Origin of the sequence: Nocardioides sp. NPDC057577 (assembly GCF_042801335.1) — a bacterium.
Lineage (GTDB): Bacteria > Actinomycetota > Actinomycetes > Propionibacteriales > Nocardioidaceae > Nocardioides.
Window position 1 is genome coordinate 1 of sequence record NZ_JBHVGB010000017.1, and the last position, 15,600, is coordinate 15,600.

A 15,600-nucleotide genomic window follows, 5' to 3' on the forward strand; every position below is an offset into this window, starting at 1 on the left:
ATCTCAGGCCGGGTTGTCCTTGTCGATGACCTCGCCGGTGACGATGTCGTCGTTACGGGGCCGGGGCCCGGGACCGAAGGTCGAGGGCATCGCCGCGGTGACGAGGCGCTTCTGCACGACCGTGGCCAGGATGCGGCGGAAGAACGGCCGGGTGAACGGCAGGATCAGCACGATGCCGAAGATGTCGGTCACGAATCCGGGGCTGAGCATCAGCGCGCCACCGAGCAGGATCAGCGCGCCGTCGGCGATCTCGTTGGAGGGAAGCTTGCCGGTGGACAGGGCCGTCGACAGCGCGGACCAGGCCCGGGCGCCCTCGCGACGCATCAGCCAGGCCCCGAAGATCGAATCGGCGATCAGCAGCAGGATCGTCCACCACACGCCGATGACCTGGCCGACCTGGATGAGCACGAACAGCTCGGCCAGCGGCAACACCAGGAACAGGAGCACCAGCACCCAGGAGAACCTGCGGCGTCGGGTGGTCATCGACGGCCTCCCACGAGACGGTCCAGCCCGAAGCGACGCAGCAGCCGAAGCAGCTGGTCACGACGCTCGGCCAGGCCCCAGCGGGTCACCCGGCGCATCGACTCGGCGGCGACCCCGGGGCTCATCTTCGACTCGCCCCGGACGCGCTCGATGAACTGGATCGGGACCTCCTTGACGGTGAGGCCGGCCCGCAGCGTGCGCGTCACCATCTCGGTCTGGAAGACATAGCCGGTCGACTCGACGCTGTTCAGCTGCAGCTTCTCCAGCGTCGTACGCCGGAAGAGGCGGTAGCCCGCGGTGGCGTCGTGGACGCCGATGCCGAGCAGGAGCCGGACGTAGAGGTTGCCGCCGACCGAGAGCAGGCGGCGTGACATGGGCCAGTTGACCACGGAGCCGCCGCGAACCCAGCGCGCGCCGATCACCAGGTCGGCAGAGGTGAGCGCATCCAGCAGCAGGTGGAGCTCCTCGGGCTGGTGCGAGCCGTCGGCGTCCATCTCGCCCACGACGTCGTAGCCCTGCTCGAGGGCCCATCCGAACCCGTGCAGGTACGCAGCGCCCAGCCCGGCCTTCTCGGTGCGGTGCAGCACGTGGATCTGGTCGTCGTTGTCGGCCAGCTCGTTGGCGATCGTGCCGGTGCCGTCGGGTGAGCCGTCGTCGACGACCAGGACGTCGAGGCGTGGCTGCGCCTTGCGCAGCCGCCCGACGATCCAGGCGAGGTTGTCCGCCTCGTTGTAGGTCGGGATGACCATCACCGCCCGGCCGATCTCGGTCCAGGGTGGAAGCTGCTCGTTCGTCACGTACGCCGGCCTTGTCAAGGAATGGGGGTGGAGATCACAGGATATCCGGCCGTTGGTCACATGCTCGAATGCCAATCAGCAGAGCCGCGGGAGCACCAAGGCGTTCTTCGGGCCGTTCCGATCCCTGCTGGAGACAAGGGGACGATCGTTGTCTAAGGGCGCCTCGGCCCTCCCGCGTTGCCCTCGCGGCCGTTGACCGCGCCCACGAAAACGTGTCGAAGGCATGCCTGGCTCGACACCCCCGACCCGATTCGTCGAGCGCCGGTCCGCCGGCCGCAACTCTGCATGGGCGAACGCTGACACCATCACCCGATGGCTCTGCGGAAGTCAACACGGCTCTGACCTGCGGAAACAAGTGTTTTCGCAGGTCAGCCACAGCCTTGCGGGCGTGAGAAAGTGAAGAATTCGCGAGGAACCTCGGCGTGTCGTCTTCGCGTACTCGTTACGGCACTCAGGGAACGACGACAGTACCTCGCGCGGAGGTGGCGAGCAGCGGCTCCCCCAGGATCTCAGCGGCCCCCGGACGGGCCTCGGTCGCGGCTCCTCGGGCCACGACGTACACCGCGAACGCCATCACCCGCGACCGGGTCCCGGCCTTGATCAGCTCGCAGGTGATCTCCAGGACGTCGCCCGCACGCACGGGGGCCTTGAACTGCACGTCGTCGTAGGAGGCGAACAGACCCTCGTCACCGTCGGTGAGGATGCACATCTCGGTCGCGACGTCGCCGAAGAGACCCAGGCTGTAGGCCCCGTCGACCAGGTTCCCGGCGTAGTGGGCGTGGGAGTAGGGGACGTAGCGGCGGTGGACGACCTTGGTGCCGACCTCCGGGCCGGCGTTCGGGAGGGTCATGCGGCGGGCTCCTTCGCGGTGGTGCGGTGGACGAGGTACGAGGCGACCTCGGCGGGGGTGGTGCCGCGGCCGAAGATGCGGTCGACGCCGAGCTCGGTGGTCATCGACTCGTCGAATCGTGGACCACCCGCGACCAGGAGCGGCCGCTCCCCCGCCGGATAGGCCTCGCGGAACGCCGCCGACATCTCGCGGGTGTTGAGCAGGTGCGCGTCGCGCTGGGTGACGACCTGGGAGACGAGAACGGCGTCGGCGCGCCGGGTGACGGCAGCCTCGACCAGGGAGGGCACCGAGACCTGGGCGCCGAGGTTCACGACCTCGATCTCCTTGTAGTACTCCAGCCCCTTCTCCCCCGCGAAACCCTTGATGTTGAGGATCGCGTCGATCCCGACGGTGTGGGCGTCGGTGCCGATGCAGGCGCCGACGACGACCATCGGACGCCGCAGGGTCTCCTTGATCACCGCGTTGGCCTCCTTCGGCGTCAGCAGCGGGAAGTCACGCTCGACGACCTGCACCTTGTCGGTGTCGACGAGGTGCTTCACCTGTCCGTAGACGACGAAGAAGGTGAAGTCGTCGCCCATCGGCTTGGAGTGGACGACCATCGCCGGCTCCATGCCCATCTTGTTGGCCAGCTGCAGCGCGGCGCCGTCGGCGACCTTGCTGTGCTTGATCGGCAACGTGAAGGAGACCTGCACCATCCCGTCGCCGGTGGTGTCGCCGTACGGTCGGATGATGCTCACTTGCCCTCCAGGCTCTGCTTGTCGAGTTCGGCGCTAGCCGGGTTGTAGTACGCCTCGGACTTCTCGGCGACGCCCTCGAGGCCCTTGCCTGCGTCGGCGGGGCGCTTCATCAGGCCGAAGGTGCCGTCCGCGATCGCGTCCAGGAGCCCGTTGGGTTCGTCGATGATCTTCCCGAGCAGGTCGATCGACTCCCCCAGGACCTCGCGCGCCCGGTTGGCGATGAACCCGTCAGGGGCCGGGTGGAAGTCCTCGCCGAGGCGCCCTGCCGCGTCCATGACGTAGCGGACGTTCTGCAGGGCCAGGTCGCGGTCGGAGATCCATGGCGTCACGACCGCCTCGGTCATCATCCCCACCAGCAGGATGCCCTGGTCGGTCATCGCGCCGGCCAGGTTGAAGAACCCGTCGAGCAGGTAGCCCTTGAAGATGTCGCCGGTCATGTGCCGCGTCGGGGGCATCCACTTCAGCGGGGCGTCGGGGAAGATCGTCTTCGCCAGCAGCGCGTGCGCGAGCTCGAGGCGGAACGAGTCCGGCACATCGGGGTTGATCTCGAAGGCGTGGCCCAGACCCAGCTGCCAGTCCTCGAGGCCGGCCTCCTTGGCGAAGTACTCGTTGAGCAGCTGCGAGGTGGTCACCGTGTGCGCCGCCTCGACCGCGTCAGCGGTGGTGAGGTAGTTGTCCTCGCCGGTGTTGATGATGATCCCCGCCCGCGCGTGGATCTGGCGCGAGAGCCGCTGGTCGACGAACGTACGCACCGGGTTGATGTCGCGGAACAGGATCCCGTACATCGAGTCGTTGAGCATCATGTCGAGACGCTCCATGCCTGCCAGCGCGGCGATCTCGGGCATGCACAGCCCGCTCGCGTAGTTGGTGAGCCGGACGTAGCGGCCGAGCTCGCGGGAGGTCTCGTCGAGCGCGGCCCGCATCAGCCGGAAGTTCTCCTGGGTCGCGTACGTCCCGGCGAACCCCTCTCGGGTGGCGCCTTCGGGCACGTAGTCGAGGAGCGACTGGCCGGTCGAGCGGATCACCGCGATGATGTCGGCGCCCTCGCGTGCGGCCGCCTGCGCCTGCGGGATGTCCTCGTAGATGTCACCGGTGGCCACGATCAGATAGATCCACGGCTTGCGGGGCGCGTCGCCGATCTCGGCGATCATTCGCTCGCGCGCCACCCGGCTGGCATCGAGCCGGGCGATGCCGGCACCGACCGCCTCGCGGGCGTGCTTGGCGGCCAGCTCGGCCTCGGCGCCTTCGGGCAGGCGGAAGGTGACCTGGCCGGCGGCGGCCTCCTCGGCGAGGCGCGAGAGGTCGTTGCCGTGGCCGGCCAGGGCCTGCCAGACCGGCAGCGCGACCCCGTGCTCCAGCCCGATGTCGGCGCGCACCGCGTCGACCAGGTGGTTGACCCACGGGGTGCCGTCCGGGTCGGCGCCGGCGAGCCCTGCCAGCCGCAGCGTGGCCCGCTCGACGGCGACGGTGGTGTGCTTGGTGGCCATCTCGACGATCGGGTCGCCGACCTTCGCGGCCAGTGCGCGGGCGTGGGCGATCGTGCGTGGGTCCAGATCCAGTCTCACCGGACACCCTCCTTCTCGGATCGGTCCTTCTCGAATACGGTCCTGCCGTCGACGACGGTCTGCAGGCAGGAAGTGATGACGTCGGCGACGTCGGGTGCGGCCAGGTCGGGGAACGCGGTGCGGTCCCACACGGCGTACGTCGCCCGCTGACCCACGGCCAGCGTGCCGGCGTCGTCGATGCCGGCCGCGTACCAGCCGTCGGCGGTGTGGGCGGCGAACGCCTCGGCCGGGGTGATGCCCTGGCCGGGCGTGCGGTGGTGAACGGCCGCGTGCAATGCCGCCCACGGGTCCAGCGGCGTGACCGGCGAGTCGGAGCCGAAGGCGAGGCGTACGCCGGCGTCGAGCAGGGTCCGGAACGGGTTCATCTCCTGCCAGCGCTCCCCCAGCCGGGCGGCGTACATCCGGTCGGGGCCACCCCACAGACCGTCGAACATCGGCTGCACGCTCGCGACCACGCCCAGGTCGGCGAAGGTCTCGATCGCGGCCGGCGAGGGCAGCTCGCAGTGCTCGAGCCGGTGGCGACGGGCTCTCACCGCGTCGGGGCCGAGCGCTCGGGCGGCGAGCCGGAACGCCCGGGCGATGTTGTCGATCGCCTGGTCGCCGATGCAGTGGAAGCCTGCCTGTACGCCGCGCCGGGTGCAGCCGATGATGTGCTCGGCTATCTGCTCCGGCGCGAGGTAGGCGTGGCCACGGTGACCGGCCAGGTCGGCATAGTCGCTGGTCATGGCTGCGCTCCGGGACCCGATCGAGCCGTCCGCGCTGAGGTCGCCGGCAAGACCGGAGAGGTCGTCGAGACGGTCCAGGTCGCCGAAGCCGAGGTGGGCGCCCCAGTAGTAGGTGCCGTGCAGGCCGGCCGCCGCGGCTTCGGACTGGACGGCGGTCAGGTCCGACTCGGGGCCGATGTCGGGCCCCGCGTTGTCGTGGAAGGCACCGATGCCCAGGCTGGCCATATTCCGCAACGCCGCACGCGCACCGCGCTGGGCATCGCCGGCGGGGGTGAGGTCGGCCAGCAGCGGCAGCAGCGCACGCAACGCCTCCCGCTCCACACGCCCGTCCGGCGTCCAGCCCGCGAGCCCGGTGATCCCGGGCACCTCGGTCATCAGCGCGCTGGACACCACCGCGGAATGGCCGTCGATGCGGTTGAGATAGACCTTGCGCCCGCCCGAGACGCGGTCGAGCTCAGCCGCTGTGGGCAGGGTCGGGTCGGGCCAGAGCGTCTCGTCCCAGCCCTGGGCGATGACCAGGGCGTCGGGGCCGATGCCCGTGACGTACGCGGCGACCTTCTCGAGCACCGCGTCCCGGCTGGGCGTGCCGACGAGGTCGAGGCCGAGGATCTGCTCCCCGGTCTCGACGACGTGGACATGACTGTCGACGAAGGCAGGCGTGACCAGCCGCCCGCCGAGGTCGACCACCTCGTCGGGAACCGCGAAGCCTGCTCGCGTGAATGCAGTGGGGTCGGTGCCGGTCCAGACGATGCGCCCGTCCTCGACGGCCATCGCCGAGACAGGTCCGCCCGTGGCCAGGCCGGTGTGGATCACACCGTTGCGCAGCATGATGCAGGTCACGGCGCCAGTCTGCCCTCGAAGAGCGTCCGGACGCCCGGGTTCGCCCGGAGAAGATCCAGCGCGTAGGCGGCATGCCCGGGCACGTAGCCGTTGCCGACGAGCATCGTGACGTCGGCGGCGAGGCCCTCGGCGCCGAGCGCGGCGGCGGAGAACGAGGTCGCCATCGAGAAGAAGATGACGGTGCCCCGGTCGGCGGTGCCGAGGATGGCGCCGCCTTCGCAGCCGGGCACGTCGACGCAGACCACGGTGACGTCGGCGGGACCGCCGGCCTTGGTGACGGCGTCGCGCAGCGCCACCGGGTTGCGCGCGTCGGCGACGACGACCTCGTCTGCGAGGTCTGCCTCACGAAGTCGCGACGCCTCCGCCTCGGTCGGGACGATGCCGATCAGATGACCGGCACCCGCGTCCCGGGCCGCGGCCAACGACAGCGAGCCGGACTTGCCGCCGCCACCGATCACGGCGACCACACCACCCGCATAGCGCTCCGAGACGACCCGCCGGGTCAGCGCCGGGGCGCCGCACACGTCCATCACCGAGAGCGCGAGCTCCGGAGCGAGATCGTCGGGGAGGACAGCGGCGATCGAACGGCCGAACAGGATGGCGTAGCCGTCGCACGGCACCTGCTCGTCCTCTCCGGTCCAACGCGCGAGGCCGTCCTCGATCACCAGCGGCGTCAGCGTCAGCGACACCAGCGTCGCGACCTTGTCCCCGACCTTCAGCCCGAGGGGCGACTCCGGGCCGACCTCCTCGACGACACCGACGAGCATGCCGCCCGACCCGGTCACCGGGTTCTGCATCTTGCCGCGGTCGGCGACGATGTCGAGAACCTCGCGGCGTACGGCCTCTCCGTCGCCGGCGTGTGCGGACTCCAGCTGCCGGAACGAGGCGGCGTCCAGGTTCAGCCGCTCCACCCGGATCCGCACCTCGTCGGGCCAGATGGTCCTTCGGGTGTCGAGCCTCCGGGCTGCCTGAGGCAGCGGCAACGAGCCGCCCACCGGCTCATCGAGCACCCGGTGCAGGCCTGTCGGGTCAGAAGTGGTCACGTCGTACGCCTCCTTGCGTTCGTCTCATGGCGGACCCTATCAGCGGTCGATGGAAGAATTGCGGCCTAGGCTTGCAACTACCGGAGGATCTCCCGCTATGGTGGAGAACATGACGGCAACCATCGAGCCCACGACCCGAGACGGACAGCCCTACGCCTACCAGCGCGTCGAGCTGGTCGAGCCCGACTGGACCCGGTTCCCGGGGTGGGCCGACATCACCGAGGAGCAGTGGCGCGACGTGCAGTGGCAGCGCGTCAACTGCATCAAGAACGTTCGCCAGATGCGCGCCCTGATGGGCGATCTTCTCGACGAGCGGTTCTACGCCGACCTCGAGCGCGACATGGCCGAGCGGGCGACGATGTCGATGCTGGTGCCGCCGCAGATGGTCAACACGATGGTTCCCGCCGGCGCCTCGGCCGGCGAGGAGTTCACCGCGGCCTTCTACGCGGACCCGATCCGGCACTACATGATCCCGGTCTTCTCCGACCGCCGCACCGACTGGCCCTCACACCCGCAGGCGAGCCGCGACTCGCTGCACGAGCACGACATGTGGGTCGCCGAAGGTCTGACCCACCGCTACCCGACCAAGGTGCTCGCCGAGCTGCTCTCCACCTGCCCGCAATACTGCGGGCACTGCACCCGGATGGACCTGGTCGGCAACTCGACCCCGGTCATCGACAAGCTCAAGCTCACCGGCAAGCCCGTCGACCGCCACGAGGCGATGCTCGAATACCTCCGCAACACCCCGCAGGTGCGCGACGTGGTGGTCTCCGGCGGCGACGTGGCCAACCTGCCCTGGCCGCGGCTGGAGGACTTCCTCACCAAGCTGATGGCGATCGACAACATCCGTGACATCCGACTGGCCACCAAGGGCCTGATCGGTCTCCCCCAGCACTGGCTCCAGGAGCCGCTCCTGGAGGGGATGAACCGGGTGACCACCATCGCCCGCGAGCGCGGTGTCTCCCTGGCGATCCACACCCACGCCAACCACGCCAACTCGGTCACTCCTCTGGTCGCCGAGGCGTCCAAGGCGCTGCTGGCGGCCGGCGTACGCGACGTGCGCAACCAGGGAGTGCTGCTCGCCGGCGTCAACGCCGACAGCCACAGCCTGCTCGACCTGAGCTTCCGCCTGCTCGACGGCGCGCAGATCATGCCCTACTACTTCTACATGTGCGACATGATCCCGTTCAGCGAGCACTGGCGGGTCTCGGTCGCCGACGCGCAGCGGATGCAGCACGACATCATGGGTTATCTGCCCGGGTTCGCCACCCCGCGCATCGTCTGCGACGTACCTTTCGTCGGCAAGCGCTGGGTCCACCAGATCGCCGACTACGACACCGAGCGCGGCATCTCCTACTGGACCAAGAACTACCGCACCTCGATCGAGGCGTCGGACTCCGAGGCGCTGACCAGGACCTACGAGTACTACGACCCGATCCACACCCTGCCCGAGTCGGGCCAGGAGTGGTGGCGTACGCACGCCTGAGAGCAAACCCGCACGCCGTCGTTCGCGGACTCCGGGAAAACACCCGCCGCGTGTGCGAGAGTCGCAGTAAAGGCCGAGCCGGTAGTGACCAGGGGGTGCTCGGCATGTCGCGGGAGGGTTCTGATGGTTGGACGGATCGTGGTCGGTATCGATGGCTCGGAGCAGAGCGCGGCAGCGCTCGACTGGGCGATCGCGCGCGCGGAGCTCGGTCGTGCGTCGCTGGCCTTGGTGAATGCGTACTCCGTGCCCCCCGCCGTGGAGTTCTACGGCTACACCCCGGGAGACTCACCGCTGGAGTGGTTCGGCGCGTACGGCGAGGAGCTGGTCGCTGCGGCGGCCGCCCATGTCAAGGAGGTGGCTCCTGGCGTGACCTGCACCCAGCACGTCCAGATGGGGTCGACCGCGCCCACCATCGCCGCGGTCGCGACTGCTGAGGACATGATCGTCGTCGGGCGCCGCGGGCTCGGGGCTGCCCGCAGCGCCGTGCTGGGCTCGGTCAGCAACCACCTCGCCACCCACGCGCCCTGCCCGGTCGTGGTCATCGGGGAGCACAACCCGATCCCGACCGACGGCCCCGTCGTCGTCGGCGTCGACGGCTCCGAATTCGGCGATGTCGCGCTCAGGTACGCCTTGACCGAGGCTGCGCTGCGAAAGACGAGCGTACGCGCGGTGACGGTCACCGACCTGGCCACCGCACTCATTCCGTCCGACAGTGAGATCGTCGCCCGCGTCGAGGCGCACCTCGAGGCCGAGGCCGCCGAGATCGCACAGCGGAGCGTCGATCGGGCCTCCGACAACGGCCACACGACCGTCCCCGTCGAGTCGGTCATCGCGACCGGCCGGCCCTCGGCTGCGATCCTCGCGAACGCGACCGACGCCCAGCTGATCGTCGTCGGCTCGCACGGCAAGGGATTCCTGCGGCGTCTCTTCCTCGGGTCGACCAGCCGGGGGGTGCTCCACGGCGCGGACCGCCCGGTCGTGATCGTGGACGCTCCAGAGGTCGCCGAAGACCAGGACTGACCGGCGCTGGTCGCCGGTCTCAGTGCGTCATGGTGGGGCGGTGCTCGTAGTAGGTGTACATCGCGATCGTGGTGCGCGTGGACACGTTGGCGACCGAGCGGATCCGGCCGAGCAGCTCCTCGAGCGCCTCGGGCGTGGCGACGCGCACCTTGAGCATGTAGGACTCGACGCCTGCGATGGACCAGCAGGCCTCGACCTCGTTGAGGTCCGCGACGCGCTCGGGGGTGTCGTCGGGCTGCGAGGGGTCCATCGGCTGCACCGCGACGAACGCGGTCAACGGCACGCCGATCGCGGCGTAGTTGACGGTGGCGCCGTAGCCGGTGATGAGGCCACGCTGCTCGAGCCGCTTGACGCGCTGGTGCACCGCAGAGGTCGACAGACCGGTCGCCTTGCCCAGGTCCGTGTAGGACATCCGGCCGTCCTCCGCAAGAAGCTGGAGGATTTTACGGTCGGTGGCCTCGATCTCAGGTGCAGTCACGGCGACAGCGTACCCACAACAGCAATATCTCCGCCGCAACGTCCAGAAAACTAGTTGATGTCGAAAGATTTCCGGCCACGCCGTCGGAGCGGAGAGCCTCAGGAAGGCCAGCCGGCGAGTGTCATCTGCTCGCCAGGACCGCCCGCAGAGCGCCGGACCACCGACAGCAGCCGCCCGGCACGGGCCTCATCGGGGACGGGGTTCAGCGCCTCGCCGGTGGCCAGGTGCGGGTCGGCGGAGACGATGACCCGGCCGTGGGAGTTGACCAACGTCGCGCCGACCTCGCGCAGGCCGGGCAGCAGCATCGTCTCCAGGGTCTCGACCAAGGTGTCGGCGCCCGCGACACCGACCATCCGGCCGCCCGCGTAGACCGGCAGCGTGGTCGTCAGGACGTACTCGTCGGCGCAGATGAAGTCGACGTAGGGACCGGCGACGTAGAGCTCGCCGGTGCGCTCCGGCACCCGGAACCACGGCTGACGCGTGTAGTCGATGGCTTCCCCCGTCGCGGGCACCTCGGCCTCGCCGAGGAAGTCCCGGCCCGGGCCCTGCCACCAGGCCAGGTAGAGCCGCCGGTCGGTGAGCGTGTCCGGCGCGACGACGAACCCACTGCCCAGCAGGTTCGGGTCCTGGAGGAAGGCCAGCGTGCCCTTCTCGACCTGCGCGATCAACGCGTCCGTGGTGACCGCTCCCGCGGCGAAGAGGGCACCGACCTCGGCGCGCACCCGCTCGAGCTCGGTGAGGATGGAACCGAAGTGCTGCTCGATCCGGGCGGCACAGGCGGCCGACACATCGATGTTCATGGTCGTACCACCTCATGGATCTCGGTCAGACGTTCAACGGCGTGGGTCACGTGGTCGCGTACGCTCCCCCGCGCCGCGGCGACGTCTCCCGCCTCCAGCGCGGCGACGAGCGCCCGATGCCGCGCGGCGGCGGCCAGACGGAAGTCGGACTCGCTCAGCGGCACTCGCAGCAACGTACCGAAGTCGGCCTCCTGTCGCACCACCTCCCGGGTGAGCCGCGCCGACTGGGTCAGCGCCGCCACCGAGAGATAGAGCTCGCTCTCGGCGTCGCGCCACCTGCCGACGTCGTCGCCAGCAAGCGGGATCAGCAGGTCCTGGAGGTCCTCGACCTCGTCGGGGGCCGCTCGTTCGGCCGCGAGCTCGGCACAGCCGGTCAGCACCACCTGATAGAGACTGGCCCGGTCGCGCAGCTCCACGCGCGACATGGTCGCCAGCCGCCCCTTCACGACGTCGCCGGGATCGGGAGCGCGCACGAAGGAGCCACCCCCGCGACCGCGGGTCGTCACCACCAGGCCCTGTGCCCGCAGCGAGACCAGGGCCTCCCGGGCGGTCACCGTCGCCACGCCCAGCATCTGGGCGAGCTCGAGCTCGCTCGGGAGCCGGTCACCGTCGGCGAGCACGCCCGAGCGGATCGCCTCCGCCAGCCGGTTCTCGACACGTACGGCTCTGCCTTCGTCGCCGATCGGCGCGAAGATCGCCGACCTGGCGCGCGAGGTCGTCGCACGGGCGTTGGCCACGATCGGGCTCCTCCTTCGAGTGGGTTTACAAAGAACTTACGCAGATACCCTTTAAAATCTAAGATCTGGTTCCATATGATTCAGCAATGGGACCGACCGAATCTCCGCAGATCCAGCTCGAAGCCGTGACCAAGGCCTACGGCGACGTGATGGCTGTCGACGCCCTCGACCTGACCATCGGCGATGGTGAGTTCTTCTCCATGCTCGGGCCGTCCGGCTCCGGGAAGACGACGGTGCTGCGCCTGATCGCCGGCTTCGAGCACGCCGACTCCGGCACCATCCGCCTCGGCAGCGAGGACGTCACCGCACTGGCACCCTTCGACCGCGACGTCACCACCGTCTTCCAGGACTACGCCCTCTTCCCGCACTTCAACGTGCTCGAGAACGTCGCGTACGGGCTGCGTGTGCGTGGCGTCCCGAAGGCCGAGCGCAGCTCCCGGGCACGCGAGGCCCTGGAGATGGTGCGACTCGGCCACGTCGCGAACCGGAAGCCGACCGAGCTCTCCGGCGGCCAGCGACAGCGGGTGGCGCTCGCCCGCGCCATCGTCGTACGCCCTCGGGTGCTCCTCCTCGACGAGCCGCTCGGCGCGCTCGACCTCAAGCTCCGCGAGCAGATGCAGGTCGAGCTCAAGCAGATCCAGCGCGAGCTGGGGATCACCTTCGTCTTCGTCACCCACGACCAGGAGGAGGCGCTCACCCTCAGCGACCGGATCGCGGTCTTCGACAGCGGCCAGATCGTGCAGCTGGGCACGCCGAAGGAGATCTACGAGCGGCCCACCTCGCAGTACGTCGCCGACTTCGTCGGCACCTCGAACGTCTTCGACGAGCAGGCGTCGAAGCGGATGCTGAAGATGGACGGCGCGTTCGCGCTGCGGCCCGAGAAGATCCTGCTGTCTCCGGAGACCGCCGGCGCCCCGGTCGGCGCGATGACCGCCGCCGGGGTGATCACCGAGTCCATCTACATCGGCACCGGGCATCGGGTCCACATCGAGCTCGAGGACGGCACCAGGCTGGTGGCCCTCGAGCAGAGCCGTGGCTCGCTGCACCCGGATGCCGCCGAACCAGAGTCTCGGGGCGACCGCGTGGTCGCCTCCTGGTCGCCGGGCGACCTGGTCCCCCTGGGCACCGATTCGTCCCGTGCCGTGCAACACCGATGAGCCAACACAACCAGAGAGGTTGACCATGCGAAACATCCCAACCACACACGCCGCCAGGCGCACCATCGGCGGCGCTCTCGCGGCCCTGTCCCTGATCACGCTGAGTGCCTGCGGCGGTGACAGCGGCGACTCCTCGACCGGCGCGGTCGAGGAGCTCGGCGAGAACGAGGGCGAGGTCTCGATCCTGGCCTGGCCCGGCTATGTCGAGGACGGCTCCACCGACCCCTCGGTCGACTGGGTCTCCAGCTTCGAGGAGGAGACCGGCTGTCAGGTCACCACGAAGGTCTACGGCACCTCCGACGAGGCCTTCAACCTGACCAAGTCGGGCGAGTACGACGTCGTGGCCGCCTCCGGCGACCTCACCCTGCGCATGATCGCGGCGGGTGAGGCGGCCGAGGTCAACACCGACCTGATCCCGAACTACGAGGGCATCTACGACTTCCTCAAGGACCGCGAGTGGAACACCGTGGACGGCAAGAACTACGGCATCCCGCACGGCTACGGCGCCAACCTGCTGATGTACAACACCGACGACGTGACCCCTGCTCCGACCTCGTGGAAGGCGGTCTTCGAGGACGCGCCGAAGCACAAGGGCCAGGTCACCGCGTACGACTCGCCGATCTACATCGCCGACGCCGCGGTCTACCTGATGGCGCACCAGCCGGACCTGGGGATCGAGAACCCCTACTCGCTCGACGAGAAGCAGCTCGCCGCTGCCGTCGACCTGCTCAAGACCCAGCGGGCCTCCGTCGGTGAGTACTGGTCCGACTACACCAAGACGCAGGCCTCGTTCGAGACCGGCGACACCGTGGTCGGCACCACCTGGCAGGTGATCGCCAACCTGATCGACCCGAAGAAGGCCCCGGTCGAGGCGATCCTCCCCTCCGAGGGAGCGACCGGGTGGAACGACACCTGGATGATCTCCTCGGAGGCGAAATCGCCCAACTGCGCGTACGCCTGGCTCAACCACATCGCCGACCCGGAGGTCAACGCCCAGGCGACGGAGTACTTCGGTGAGGCGCCCAACTCGGACAAGGCCTGCGAGTTCGCCTCCGAGGGTCACTGCGAGACCTTCCACGCCGGCGATGAGGAGTACGCCAAGCAGATCTGGTTCTGGAACACGCCGATCGAGAAGTGCCTCGACGGCCGGACCGACGTGAAGTGCACCGACTACCAGGACTGGACCAAGGCCTGGGCAGAGATCAAGGGCTGACCTTGACCTCTGTCAGCAGCACGCTCAGCAGGAGGCCGGGGATCCGCCTCGGCCTCCTGCTGGCCGCACCCCTCACCTGGCTGGTGCTCGTCTACGTCGTCGCACTCGCCGCGTTGCTGGTGACGGCCTTCTGGACCATCGACTCCTTCACCAACGAGCTCGAGCGCACCTTCACCCTCGACAACATCCGCGAGATCACCGGCCAGGCGCTCTACCGGACCGTCACCCTGCGCACCATCGGGGTGGCCCTCCTGGTGACGCTCATCGACTGCCTGATCGCGCTCCCGGTCGGCTTCTACATGGCCAAGGTCGCCTCGCGGCGCTCTCGCCATCTGCTGGTGATCGCCTTCCTGATGCCGCTGTGGGCGTCCTACCTGGTCAAGGCGCTCGCCTGGCGCTCGCTGCTGTCCAACGGCGGCCTGCTGGACTGGGCCGGCGGCCTGGTCGGTCTCGGCACGCCGGGATTCGGCCTCACCGCGATCGTGCTCACCCAGGCGTACATCTGGCTCCCGTACGTCGTCCTGCCGGTCTACGCAGCCTACGAACGTGTCCCGGACTCGCTGCTCGACGCCGCCGGCGACCTCGGTGCCCGGCCGGCGCTGACGTTTCGCACGGTGGTGCTGCCGCTGGTGGTCCCGGGCCTGGTCGCGGGCTCGATCTTCGCGTTCTCGCTGACCATGGGCGACTACATCACGGTCAACATCGTCGGCGGCGCGAACCAGATGCTCGGCAACCTCGTCTTCATCAACTCGGGGTCCAACCTGCCGCTGGCCGCCGCGATCGCACTGATCCCGATCTTCGTGATCATGATCTACCTGGCGTTGGTACGCCGCACCGGAGCTCTGGAGAACCTATGACCATCTCGAGATCGACGCGGCGCCTGCTTGCCGTGTTCACCGGCCTGGTGCTCGCCATGCTCTACGCACCGCTCGCCCTGGTCGTGGTGAACTCGTTCAACACCTCCCAGGCGCTGACCTGGCCGCCCAGCGGCTTCACCACCGAGTGGTGGCAGCGCGCCGCGGTCAACCCGGGAGCCCACGACGCGATCCTCACCTCACTGACGGTGGCCGCGTGCGCGACCACCATGGCTCTCCTCCTCGGCACGCTGCTCGGCCTGGCGATGCAGCGCTACTCCTTCTTCGGGAAGCAGTCCGTGAACCTGCTGGTGGTGCTCCCGATCGCCCTCCCCGGCATCGTCACCGGGATCGCGCTGTCCAACGCGTTCTCCTCGATCCTCGGCGTACGTCTGGGGTTCTTCACCCTCGTGGTGGCCCACGCGACCTTCTGCATCGTGACCGTCTTCAACAACGTGCAGGCGCGGTTGGGGCGGATGGGCGGCAACCTCGAGGAGGCCTCGGCCGACCTGGGTGCGGGGATGTGGACCACGTTCCGGCTGGTCACACTCCCCCAGCTGCGATCGGCGCTGCTGGCCGGCGGGCTGCTGGCGTTCGCGCTCAGCTTCGACGAGATCATCGTGACGACGTTCGCCGCCGGCCCCGGTGTCACCACCCTGCCGGTCTGGATCCTGACCAACCTGTTCCGGCCCGGTCAGGCGCCGATCGTCAACGTGGTCGCGGTCGTCATGATCGTCGTCTCGGTCGCGCCGATCTGGCTCGCCCAGCGACTTTCGTCCGACCCGACCGACACGACGAGGGCGATTCATTAGGCT

General features: G+C 69.1%; 16 protein-coding genes. 6 read left to right on the forward strand and 10 right to left on the reverse strand.

All coding sequences use genetic code 11. The features are described 5' to 3' along the window. Window positions 1-3 precede the first annotated feature (3 nt). The 7 genes from ACFU7D_RS05635 to ACFU7D_RS05665 all read right to left on the reverse strand — a co-directional run bounded on the left by ACFU7D_RS05635 (window position 4) and on the right by ACFU7D_RS05665 (window position 7,040). On the reverse strand, window positions 4-483 hold the full coding sequence (locus tag ACFU7D_RS05635) for an FxsA family protein (protein WP_378727017.1): 480 nt from the start codon (window positions 481-483) through the stop codon (window positions 4-6). Then, on the reverse strand, window positions 480-1,232 hold the full coding sequence (locus tag ACFU7D_RS05640) for a polyprenol monophosphomannose synthase (protein WP_378864532.1): 753 nt from the start codon (window positions 1,230-1,232) through the stop codon (window positions 480-482). The genes ACFU7D_RS05635 and ACFU7D_RS05640 overlap by 4 nt, the downstream gene beginning before the upstream one ends. A gap of 499 nt (window positions 1,233-1,731) precedes the next feature. Then, on the reverse strand, window positions 1,732-2,130 hold the full coding sequence (locus ACFU7D_RS05645) for a hotdog domain-containing protein (protein ID WP_378864403.1): 399 nt from the start codon (window positions 2,128-2,130) through the stop codon (window positions 1,732-1,734). After that, window positions 2,127-2,867 carry an OAM dimerization domain-containing protein gene (locus tag ACFU7D_RS05650; protein WP_378727014.1) on the reverse strand — a complete coding sequence of 247 codons (741 nt, stop codon included), beginning with the start codon at window positions 2,865-2,867 and terminating at the stop codon, window positions 2,127-2,129. Before ACFU7D_RS05650 ends, ACFU7D_RS05645 begins: the two co-directional genes overlap by 4 nt. Then, on the reverse strand, window positions 2,864-4,432 hold the full coding sequence (locus tag ACFU7D_RS05655) for a lysine 5,6-aminomutase subunit alpha (protein WP_378727012.1): 1,569 nt from the start codon (window positions 4,430-4,432) through the stop codon (window positions 2,864-2,866). The genes ACFU7D_RS05650 and ACFU7D_RS05655 overlap by 4 nt, the downstream gene beginning before the upstream one ends. Next, entirely contained in the window at window positions 4,429-5,997 is a 1,569-nt protein-coding gene (locus ACFU7D_RS05660; RefSeq protein ID WP_378864407.1) for an amidohydrolase, read from the reverse strand. Before ACFU7D_RS05660 ends, ACFU7D_RS05655 begins: the two co-directional genes overlap by 4 nt. Further along, window positions 5,994-7,040 (reverse strand): L-erythro-3,5-diaminohexanoate dehydrogenase, encoded by a 1,047-nt coding sequence (locus ACFU7D_RS05665; RefSeq protein WP_378864410.1) that lies wholly within the window; start codon window positions 7,038-7,040, stop codon window positions 5,994-5,996. The genes ACFU7D_RS05660 and ACFU7D_RS05665 overlap by 4 nt, the downstream gene beginning before the upstream one ends. Window positions 7,041-7,149: 109 nt before the next feature. On the opposite strand from ACFU7D_RS05665, the gene ACFU7D_RS05670 reads away from it, so the two are divergent. Beyond that, the gene (locus ACFU7D_RS05670) at window positions 7,150-8,526 is read left to right on the forward strand and encodes a KamA family radical SAM protein (RefSeq protein WP_378727006.1); all 1,377 of its coding nucleotides are present in this window, start codon (window positions 7,150-7,152) and stop codon (window positions 8,524-8,526) included. A 123-nt stretch (window positions 8,527-8,649) separates the two neighbouring features. Beyond that, window positions 8,650-9,546 carry a universal stress protein gene (locus tag ACFU7D_RS05675; RefSeq protein WP_378864417.1) on the forward strand — a complete coding sequence of 299 codons (897 nt, stop codon included), beginning with the start codon at window positions 8,650-8,652 and terminating at the stop codon, window positions 9,544-9,546. A 19-nt stretch (window positions 9,547-9,565) separates the two neighbouring features. On the opposite strand, the gene ACFU7D_RS05680 is transcribed toward ACFU7D_RS05675, so the two are convergent. The 3 genes from ACFU7D_RS05680 to ACFU7D_RS05690 all read right to left on the reverse strand — a co-directional run bounded on the left by ACFU7D_RS05680 (window position 9,566) and on the right by ACFU7D_RS05690 (window position 11,561). Beyond that, entirely contained in the window at window positions 9,566-10,009 is a 444-nt protein-coding gene (locus ACFU7D_RS05680; protein ID WP_378727021.1) for an Lrp/AsnC family transcriptional regulator, read from the reverse strand. Window positions 10,010-10,122: 113 nt separating this feature from the next. Then, complete coding sequence (locus ACFU7D_RS05685) at window positions 10,123-10,824, reverse strand: cache domain-containing protein (protein ID WP_378864420.1); 702 nt, start codon at window positions 10,822-10,824, stop codon at window positions 10,123-10,125. Next, complete coding sequence (locus tag ACFU7D_RS05690) at window positions 10,821-11,561, reverse strand: FadR/GntR family transcriptional regulator (protein WP_378726999.1); 741 nt, start codon at window positions 11,559-11,561, stop codon at window positions 10,821-10,823. The genes ACFU7D_RS05685 and ACFU7D_RS05690 overlap by 4 nt, the downstream gene beginning before the upstream one ends. A gap of 86 nt (window positions 11,562-11,647) precedes the next feature. On the opposite strand from ACFU7D_RS05690, the gene ACFU7D_RS05695 reads away from it, so the two are divergent. Genes ACFU7D_RS05695 through ACFU7D_RS05710 form a run of 4 tightly spaced genes read left to right on the forward strand, consistent with a single transcriptional unit; the run spans window position 11,648 to window position 15,597 of the window. Next, window positions 11,648-12,718, forward strand: a complete 1,071-nt coding sequence (locus tag ACFU7D_RS05695; protein WP_378726997.1) for an ABC transporter ATP-binding protein — start codon at window positions 11,648-11,650, stop codon at window positions 12,716-12,718. 25 nt (window positions 12,719-12,743) lie between these two features. Beyond that, complete coding sequence (locus ACFU7D_RS05700; protein ID WP_378864423.1) at window positions 12,744-13,931, forward strand: ABC transporter substrate-binding protein; 1,188 nt, start codon at window positions 12,744-12,746, stop codon at window positions 13,929-13,931. A 2-nt stretch (window positions 13,932-13,933) separates the two neighbouring features. Beyond that, entirely contained in the window at window positions 13,934-14,788 is an 855-nt protein-coding gene (locus ACFU7D_RS05705) for an ABC transporter permease (protein ID WP_378864426.1), read from the forward strand. Beyond that, window positions 14,785-15,597 (forward strand): ABC transporter permease, encoded by an 813-nt coding sequence (locus tag ACFU7D_RS05710; protein ID WP_378864429.1) that lies wholly within the window; start codon window positions 14,785-14,787, stop codon window positions 15,595-15,597. Before ACFU7D_RS05705 ends, ACFU7D_RS05710 begins: the two co-directional genes overlap by 4 nt. Window positions 15,598-15,600: the final 3 nt, after the last annotated feature.

What these genes read in the sequence shown, in the direction of transcription:
- ACFU7D_RS05685 (WP_378864420.1), bottom strand. Translation starts at nt 10,824, where the DNA reads ATGAACATCGATGTGTCGGCCGCCTGTGCCGCCCGGATCGAGCAGCAC.
- ACFU7D_RS05675 (WP_378864417.1), top strand. Translation starts at nt 8,650, where the DNA reads ATGGTTGGACGGATCGTGGTCGGTATCGATGGCTCGGAGCAGAGCGCG.
- ACFU7D_RS05710 (WP_378864429.1), top strand. Translation starts at nt 14,785, where the DNA reads ATGACCATCTCGAGATCGACGCGGCGCCTGCTTGCCGTGTTCACCGGC.
- ACFU7D_RS05695 (WP_378726997.1), top strand. Translation starts at nt 11,648, where the DNA reads ATGGGACCGACCGAATCTCCGCAGATCCAGCTCGAAGCCGTGACCAAG.
- ACFU7D_RS05645 (WP_378864403.1), bottom strand. Translation starts at nt 2,130, where the DNA reads ATGACCCTCCCGAACGCCGGCCCGGAGGTCGGCACCAAGGTCGTCCAC.
- ACFU7D_RS05700 (WP_378864423.1), top strand. Translation starts at nt 12,744, where the DNA reads ATGCGAAACATCCCAACCACACACGCCGCCAGGCGCACCATCGGCGGC.
- ACFU7D_RS05670 (WP_378727006.1), top strand. Translation starts at nt 7,150, where the DNA reads ATGACGGCAACCATCGAGCCCACGACCCGAGACGGACAGCCCTACGCC.
- ACFU7D_RS05640 (WP_378864532.1), bottom strand. Translation starts at nt 1,232, where the DNA reads ATGGTCATCCCGACCTACAACGAGGCGGACAACCTCGCCTGGATCGTC.
- ACFU7D_RS05635 (WP_378727017.1), bottom strand. Translation starts at nt 483, where the DNA reads ATGACCACCCGACGCCGCAGGTTCTCCTGGGTGCTGGTGCTCCTGTTC.